This is a genomic window from Candidatus Micrarchaeia archaeon, from assembly GCA_041653315.1.
Taxonomy (GTDB): domain Archaea; phylum Micrarchaeota; class Micrarchaeia; order Anstonellales; family JAHKLY01; genus JAHKLY01.
In genome coordinates, this window is sequence record JBAZFO010000061.1 from 1 (window position 1) to 4,438 (window position 4,438).

At 27.3% G+C, this 4,438-nt stretch carries 7 protein-coding genes; 4 read left to right on the top strand and 3 right to left on the bottom strand.

What is annotated here, in order from left to right; all coding sequences use genetic code 11:
• Positions 1 to 892 (bottom strand): DNA topoisomerase VI subunit B (locus WC356_07425; GenBank protein ID MFA5382973.1); only part of this gene is annotated, 892 nt, incomplete at its 3' end.
• A gap of 8 nt (positions 893 to 900) precedes the next feature.
• A complete protein-coding gene (locus WC356_07430; GenBank protein ID MFA5382974.1) occupies positions 901 to 1,395 on the bottom strand; it encodes a KH domain-containing protein in 495 nt (164 codons plus the stop codon).
• A gap of 74 nt (positions 1,396 to 1,469) precedes the next feature.
• On the opposite strand from WC356_07430, the gene WC356_07435 reads away from it, so the two are divergent.
• The 4 genes from WC356_07435 (at position 1,470) to WC356_07450 (ending at position 3,199) form a co-directional block, all read left to right on the top strand.
• On the top strand, positions 1,470 to 2,096 hold the full coding sequence (locus WC356_07435; GenBank protein MFA5382975.1) for an Era-like GTP-binding protein: 627 nt from the start codon (positions 1,470 to 1,472) through the stop codon (positions 2,094 to 2,096).
• Positions 2,097 to 2,100: 4 nt separating this feature from the next.
• Positions 2,101 to 2,382 (top strand): Zn-ribbon containing protein, encoded by a 282-nt coding sequence (locus tag WC356_07440; protein ID MFA5382976.1) that lies wholly within the window; start codon positions 2,101 to 2,103, stop codon positions 2,380 to 2,382.
• Positions 2,383 to 2,443: 61 nt separating this feature from the next.
• Positions 2,444 to 2,620 (top strand): hypothetical protein, encoded by a 177-nt coding sequence (locus WC356_07445; protein ID MFA5382977.1) that lies wholly within the window; start codon positions 2,444 to 2,446, stop codon positions 2,618 to 2,620.
• A gap of 12 nt (positions 2,621 to 2,632) precedes the next feature.
• A complete protein-coding gene (locus WC356_07450; protein MFA5382978.1) occupies positions 2,633 to 3,199 on the top strand; it encodes a hypothetical protein in 567 nt (188 codons plus the stop codon).
• 115 nt (positions 3,200 to 3,314) lie between these two features.
• Here the strand turns inward: WC356_07450 and WC356_07455 are convergent.
• A partial coding sequence (locus WC356_07455) for a NosD domain-containing protein (protein ID MFA5382979.1) occupies positions 3,315 to 4,438 on the bottom strand: 1,124 nt, incomplete at its 5' end.

Below are 4,438 nucleotides of genomic sequence, written 5' to 3' on the forward strand. Positions count from 1 at the left end.
TTACAATGTCCTCAGCCTCAGCCCATTCTAATTTTCCAGGACTCTTCTTAAAATCAATATTAGAACACAATTCATCTAGTTCTTGAGCTTTTGCTGCACTTAATCTTGAAAATTTATTTTGTAAAAATTGCCTTATTGTTGAATTACCAGCATCATGATGCGCAAAATCTATCAAATCACTTGTTGTAATTCCTAATGGGTGTGGCTGAACTTCTACTGGTTTTGGTGGAATTATTTCTACTGAACGTGGAAATAAATTTTCAGTGCCATCAGGTTCAACTAAAACTATACTTGTATGTGGATTAGCAATTGCTGTTCTTTTTAAATATTCAAAAACACCATATGAACTTTTATCATATTTAACATCAGAAATTTCAGCTTCATAACTTAAACCATGTAATTCGGTTTTTTCTTTAATGAGGTTTTTTATTAAGGGAACATTAGTTTTAAAATCAATAGAGATATCACATTCAACTTTAATTCCTTTATACTCAGAAACAAGATGAACTGCTTTACCAGTAGTTAATTGTGCATACATTGTTACGCCAGCAGCACCAATACCTTGTTGCCCTCTTTGCTGAACAAATCTATGAAATTTAGTTCCTGCCAGCATCATTGCCATTGCTTTACCTAAATGTTTTTCAGGTATACCACTCCCATTATCTTTAACAAAAATCTTATATCTGCCTTCCTCTTTATTTAATTCATCTATCTTAACATATATTTCTGGCAAAATTCTTGCTTCTTCTGCAGCATCTAGAGAATTAGTAACTAATTCATGAATTATTGTAGTTAATGACCTAGTTTTTCCTGAAAAACCAAGCATCTGCCTATTCTTTTTAAAAAATTCAGCAATTGAATGTTCTTTAAATTCTGAAAATACATCTGACATTATTACACCTATATTTTACCTGACATTTTAGCCTGAGCTTCTGATATATATCTAAAAACATTTGTATGTGGAGTTCCATTTATTAATTTTTGAATTGCATTTACTGCAACCTCAACATCTTCAAAATTTCCTAAAATTGAAACTTCATGTTCTTGTATTGATATATTCACTTTACCCTCTTCTTCAATTATTTTTTTTGATTTTCCTTTTTCTCCTATTATTCTACCTAATTGTCTTTTTACTAACCTATCTGAAAGAAAATCTTTTAAATTAATTGTTTTTACTATATTATCTTCGTCTGTAAGTTTCAAAGATGCATTTACATCAAATCCTCTTGATATTGCATCAATTACCTTTTCAGCTATATACTCCTTAAATTCATCTCCTTCTATCTCAATAAAATCTTCTTTAAATTTTATACTAACCAAAAGCTCGTTTTCAATTATTTTAAGATTATCCTTTAAATACTTAACTCTTTTTTTTGGTATTGTAATTATTTGCATACACAATAGTTTTGTGAGAAGGGTTTATAAAATTTTATATCAATAACATAATCCACAATAATAGGTGTACTAGCATGTTTGATAAAATATTTTTATGGATTAAAGGACTTTTTCATTCGAAAAAGAACATAAGTTTAGGTTTCTATGGTAGCCCTAATGCAGGTAAAACCTCATTAGCTAATAGGATTAGTTTAGATTTAACCGGCAGTCCATTAGGCCAAGTATCAGTAATTCCGCATGAAACAAGAATGGTTCAGAAAAAAGAAAAAGTTTCTATTAAATTAAAAAGTTGCACTTTAGAAATGAATTTATTAGATATGCCAGGATTAGCTGTTAAAGTAGACTATAGAGATTTTCTGAATTATGGTTTAAGTATTAACGATGCACAACAGAGAGCAAAAGAAGCAACAAAAGGAATTGTTGAAGCACTTAAATGGTTAGATAAAGTTGATACTGCATTAGTTATATTAGATTCAACTAAAGATCCATTTAATCAAGTAAATATTACCTTATTAGGAAATTTAGAAGCAAGAAATATCCCAATAATTTTAGTTGCAAATAAAATTGATTTAGAAAATGCAAATACTAATGAAATCAAAAAAACCTTCCCAGATTACCCAATTGTTGAAGTTTCTGCTTTAAAAGGAGACAATATGCATAGTCTATATAATACTATAGTTGCTGAGGCAAAGAAAAAGTGAGTATATGACATATAAATGCGCAGTTTGTGGAAAAATTCTTACAAACGAAAATCAAGAAGAATGTTCCTGTGGTTCTCAAATTTTTGTGAAAATTAAAAAGGAAAAAGATAGAAGCAATGAAAAAATAAATCACGAAGGAAGATTAGAAAATATAACTATGATTGATAAAGGTATTTTTGAAATAAATATGGATTCTATTATTAAAGATTTGATCATTTTAAAAGATTACAACGGTGTGTATTATGTGCGCCTTCCTTATTCTGTTGAAGAACAAAAAAATATATAAAACAAAGCTTTTTAAACTCAGAAAACCCAATTTAATTAACAATAGTTATGGGGTGTAACCTATGCCAGAATTAAAAAATAAAAAAAATGAAGAAGCAGATGAACAAAAAATTGAAAGAAATGAATTTAGAAATTTACTTGAACCTTTAAGTACAGGAAAAGGAAATAGAATAAGAGCTTCTCTAATAGAAAATCCAAAAAGAATAAAAAAAGAAAAAAGAGAAAGCTGGTGGGATTAAAAGGTTTAGAATATGGAATTAATACAAGATAGAACTCTTTTACTTGCTGTTTTATCTGAAATAACAACTAGATTCCCAGCACCTAAAATAGATACATTAAATACTAATTCTTTGATGCCAGATATACATTCAGTTAAAGAAAATAGAATTAAAGAATTTCAAAAATATATAGAAACATATCCAGAATTAGTTCCTACTGCATTATCATATTGTAATGCTTGTGGAGTATGTTGTTTAAGAATAAATTGCAAAGCAATGAGCATAGAACAAAAAAAAGATATATGGGATATTAAATGCTCAATTTATGATAGAGATGGAAATAAAATTTTTAATCAATCTGAACTTCCTCCTTTAAATAGAGAACAAACAAGAGTTGAAAGAAGACCTAATATTTGCATTGATTTTAATCCTGCACACGAATATCTAACTTTTGAAATATTTGAAAAATTATTTTATGTTGTTTATGTTGGAGACTGTTATCCTAAAATTAGATCTGATTTAAGTATAACAGCAGATATTTCTCCAAATATAAAAAATAAAAGTGATTTAACAAAGAGACAAAGTTTTATTCTAACTTAACTGCTCTTAATTTTTTGCATATTATTTTTGATTTTATAAAATACTCTATATTAACTAAAACTCATTTATCTTAAAATAATTTAAATATTTTAAGAAATAAAACTCTATTCAATTACTAAGGACAAGGAACATCACAGATTGAAGTCAATCCAGGAATACCACTAAATAATGGAGATGAATAATCACATATATTATCTTCAAAATTAGCTCTATGTGGAGAAAAAATTGAAAAAACATCAGATATTTCATTATCACATATTATATTATTTTTAAATTCATTTTCAATTCCGTCCATGATATAAATACCAATTTTATTATTAATAATTTTATTATCAATAAATTTTATGGGATCAGATATCCCACCAGGAGGTAAAGGAAGAGATAAAACCCAAAGGCCGTTATTATACCCTTCAATTGTATTATTTTTAATTGTTGAATTCCTGCTTAAAATAATCATTCCTTTAGATTCATTTGAAGAAATATTTCTTTTAATTATATTTCTTTGTATACTTATATTTCTAGATGGATAAGAGGTTATAAAACCAGCCCCATTATTTAAAAGAATATTATCCTCAAAAATATTATTAAATCCGTCATCAAGTACAAACCCTACATTAAATCCGCTCACATAACAATTTCTAAAAATAGAATCATTTACTTTATCTAAGTAAAATGCATTTGTAGAATTTTTTCCAATTATCTTATACTTCGTACAATCAAACAAAATATTTTCTGTATTTATATTAAAACAATTCTGTATATTTTCAGCATAAATATCATTACATAAAGTGTGAACTCCCTCAGATACAATCTCTCCGCATTCATAAACACAAGTTATATTTAGTTTCTCTCTATTTGGACACATCTTAATTGTATTGTTATATGTACTCAAAACCCAATATCCTTTTCCAGGTTCTAAACTATTTTCTTCAATATATCTTCCAGTTGTAGAATCAAAAGAATAAAAAGTTAAAAATGAACTTTTATCTGGATTAAAATTTAAATGAGATTTATTTACTTTTTCTGGATAAGACCCTATTAAATTCCATCCTTGTTCTATATAAAAACATTTTTCCCAAGATGGGTGGCCACAATAAATTTCACTTTGTGTTATCCTATTATTCACAAAATATCCATTATTTAATTCAATTTCTGTAGCAGGCACATAAACTCCATCCACATATTCAAAAATGCCTTCAGCATTAGGAAAAACATCTAATATATTTGGTAATTGAGGAG